This is a genomic window from Mycobacterium sp. 1165178.9 (assembly GCF_001673555.1).
GTDB lineage: Bacteria > Actinomycetota > Actinomycetes > Mycobacteriales > Mycobacteriaceae > Mycobacterium.
This window is the reverse complement of sequence record NZ_LZMB01000442.1, coordinates 1-751: the sequence shown is the minus strand read 5'-3', so window position 1 is coordinate 751 and position 751 is coordinate 1. Positions and strand designations below refer to the sequence as shown.

The following is a 751-nucleotide window of genomic DNA, read 5'->3' as shown; positions in this document are numbered from 1 at the left end:
GCCTCGCCGCGCACCTCGAGCAGGGCGGGAATCGGGAAGTCCTTACTCGCGGACAGCCGCTCGGGGACATCGTCGATGGTGCGCGCGTTCAGCGTCACGTCCTCGCCGACCCGGCCGTCGCCGCGGGTCGCGGCGCGTTCCAGCCGGCCGTCGCGGTACACCAGCGCCAGGGCGACCCCGTCGATCTTGAGTTCGCACAGGTAATAGGGCTGCTTGCCGACCTCGTTCTCAACGCGGTTGCTCCAGGCCACCAACTCGTCGCGATCGAAGACATCGTCGAGGCTCAGCATCCGTTCCAGGTGCTGCGCCTCGGCGAACTCGGTGGCGAAACCCGCCCCGCCGACCAGCTGCGTCGGGGAATCGGGCACCCGGAGTTCGGGGTGGCGCTCCTCTAAGGCGAGAAGCTGGTTGAACATCGCGTCGAAGTCCGCGTCCGAGATGATCGGAGCGTCCTTGATGTAGTAGCGGAATTGATGCTCACGGACCTCTTCGGCCAGGTCCTGCCACTGCCGGCGAATTTCGGGCGGTACCGAATCAGCTTCTGCTGCGCTCACCTTGGCAGGCTATCCGAGGACACCGACGCGAAACCGGGCGCGCTCAGTCCTCGACTTCGTCCTCCACGTAGGACCGCAATCGATCCAGCGCGGCATCCCACCGGCGGGACAGCTGACTCAGGTAGTCGCTCGCCGAGGCCAGTGGCTGGGTCTGCACCGTCCAGACTCGCTCGCGGCCCCGCCGGCTGCTGGACACC

The 751-nt window shown here is 67.1% G+C and carries 2 pseudogenes; both read right to left on the bottom strand.

Annotated features, from left to right (window positions below):
* Nucleotides 1-554 (bottom strand): annotated as a pseudogene (locus tag A5652_RS19045) (NAD-dependent DNA ligase LigA); the annotation flags it as partial.
* Nucleotides 555-597: 43 nt separating this feature from the next.
* Nucleotides 598-751: pseudogene (locus tag A5652_RS19040) on the bottom strand (transcriptional regulator); the annotation flags it as partial.